This is a genomic window from Anabaena sp. UHCC 0253 (assembly GCF_009712085.1).
Taxonomy (GTDB): domain Bacteria; phylum Cyanobacteriota; class Cyanobacteriia; order Cyanobacteriales; family Nostocaceae; genus Dolichospermum.
In genome coordinates this window covers 249,819-252,158 of record NZ_VILD01000005.1, presented here as the reverse complement: position 1 = coordinate 252,158, position 2,340 = coordinate 249,819, and the positions used below count along the sequence as shown (strand labels likewise).

The following is a 2,340-nucleotide window of genomic DNA, read 5'->3' as shown; positions in this document are numbered from 1 at the left end:
AGGGGCAGCAATATAACCCCCAGTAGTGAAGACTCCTTGGAACTTTCCTTGTTTAAGAATACGTCTTACGGACAGAATCGAACCTATCAGTTTTAATAAAATGCGTACAGAAGCCAGACTCAAACCTTGCTGAAAACCCTCAACAGCAACCGTATTTAAGGGGTATTGCTCAGGGACAAGGTGAGTTTCTAGGCGATTTGGTACACCCAGCCATTCAATGTCGTATTCTGGCAGTTTTTGAGCTAACGCGATCGCGGGAAACAAGTGTCCACCTGTCCCACTAGCTGCTATAAGTAATCTAATTGGTGCATTTACCATTCCCTGCTATACCATTTATCGCCCAGCTTCATTAAGATAAAACAAATTCCTTATCTTCTATCATCAAATCAGTAAAATATTACTAATGACTAAAATTATCCCTTTATTAATGAAACGTAACAAAGTATTACCCGTTGGTATTTCCCTGTTGTCTTGTTTGCTCACAATGAGTTTATCAAGCATTTGGCAGATTGCTCAAGCGAATAAACCCCAAAATGCACCCGCTGGACTTACTAATCTCCTCAGTCAGATTGACAACGCCGCTAATCAACGTAATGTCAACGGTGTAATGCAATTCTACAGTTCTACATTTACCCATGGCGACGGCTTAAACCGCAAAGGCATGGAACAGGCTTTAACAGGACTGTGGAAGCGATATCCCCAATTGCGTTACACTACGCGCCTAGAATCTTGGAAATCTGAAGGTAATACAATTATTGCCGAAACAGTTACGAGTATTAGTGGTGTACCCGCACCAAACAGCAATAATCTAACTCTCCAGTCTACAATTAAATCCCGTCAACGAGTCACAGGCTCAAAAATCGTGCGTCAAGATATTTTGTCTGAACGTACACAACTAACAACTGGAAGTAAAGCACCCCAAGTAGATATTCGATTACCACAACAGGTAAAAGTTGGTGAAAAATATAGCTTTGATGCCATTGTGCAAGAACCATTAGGTCAGGATATTCTTTTAGGAAAAGCCATAGAAGAACCCATTCAAGCTAATAAGTTTCTCACCCCCACAACCGTAAATTTAGAATTTCTCAATGCTGGGGGACTCTTCAAAATAGGCCGCGCACCTGCAAAACCCGGTACTCAGTGGATTTCCGCCGTAATTCGCAGAGGAGACGATATGACAATCATCACTCAACGGTTACAAATAGTGAAAAAATAGTCAGTTGTCAGTTGTCAATTGTTAAAAGCAATTTGACTTCTGACTTTTGATGTTAAATTCCTCACTCTTTCTCTGTGAATACTTCTTTATGGAAAACCAAATTGTTTTCATTACTGGTGCAAGTAGCGGTATTGGTGCTGCTTGTGCCAAAATTTTTGCTCATGCCGGTGCAAAACTGATTTTAGCTGCGCGACGGTGGGAACGGTTACAGCAATTAGCTGATTCCTTAGATATTGGATCTGACAAAATCCATTTATTGCAACTGGATGTATGCGATCGCCCATCTGTCGAATCTGCTATTGTTAACTTACCCCCTGCATGGTCAAATATTGACATTCTCATCAACAACGCCGGTTTAAGTCGCGGTTTAAATAAATTACATGAAGGCGACTTTCAAGACTGGGAAGAAATGATTGATACTAATATCAAAGGTTTGCTTTACCTCACCCGTTATATTGTCCCAGGAATGGTTAAGCGAAATCATGGTCATGTTATCAATATCGGTTCGATAGCTGGACACCAAACCTACCCCGGTGGTAACGTCTACTGTGGCACAAAAGCCGCAGTTCGAGCTATTTCCGAAGGTTTAAAACAAGACCTCATAGGAACGCCCCTGCGTGTCACTTCTGTTGATCCTGGCATGGTAGAAACAGAATTTAGTGATGTCCGCTTTCATGGTGATACAGAACGGGCTAAAAAAGTTTATCAAGGACTGCAACCATTAACTCCTGATGATGTAGCTGATGTCATATTTTTCTGTGCTACCAGAGCAACCCACGTTAATATTAACGAAGTGGTACTTATGCCAGTTGATCAAGCTAGTGCTACATTAGTTAACCGGAAAACATAAAAATTCAGACAACCATAATTTCATCATCCCACCAAAAACCTACTTAACAAAGACACAAAAACCCAAAAAAACCCTTTGCGCCTTTGCGCCTTTGCGTGAGACTATTTAACTATAAGCCTCCATTGGTAAAGAAAAACAAACCAAATTCCTATCCCCAAAAGCCGAGTATATTGGTTGACACTGACTTACTTTTGTAAACTATCAAGATAAAATTGATAATATTAATATATTAGTTGGTGGGATAAAAAATTATGTCAACAATGAAAGTTGAAGT

The 2,340-nt window shown here is 40.3% G+C and carries 3 protein-coding genes; 2 read left to right on the top strand and 1 reads right to left on the bottom strand.

Annotation, left to right across the window (positions count from 1 at the left end):
* Positions 1-318, bottom strand: a 318-nt coding sequence (locus FJR38_RS15385) for a glycosyltransferase (RefSeq protein WP_168537990.1), incomplete at its 3' end; no start/stop codon positions are given.
* Positions 319-403: 85 nt separating this feature from the next.
* Between FJR38_RS15385 and FJR38_RS15380 the strand changes: the two genes are divergently transcribed.
* Entirely contained in the window at positions 404-1,216 is an 813-nt protein-coding gene (locus tag FJR38_RS15380) for a nuclear transport factor 2 family protein (protein WP_168537988.1), read from the top strand.
* Positions 1,217-1,304: 88 nt separating this feature from the next.
* Positions 1,305-2,066 (top strand): SDR family oxidoreductase, encoded by a 762-nt coding sequence (locus FJR38_RS15375; RefSeq protein ID WP_168537986.1) that lies wholly within the window; start codon positions 1,305-1,307, stop codon positions 2,064-2,066.
* Positions 2,067-2,340 lie beyond the last annotated feature (274 nt).

Coding starts and splice junctions, on each gene's coding strand:
- FJR38_RS15380 (WP_168537988.1), top strand. CDS start 404: ATGACTAAAATTATCCCTTTATTAATGAAACGTAACAAAGTATTACCC.
- FJR38_RS15375 (WP_168537986.1), top strand. CDS start 1,305: ATGGAAAACCAAATTGTTTTCATTACTGGTGCAAGTAGCGGTATTGGT.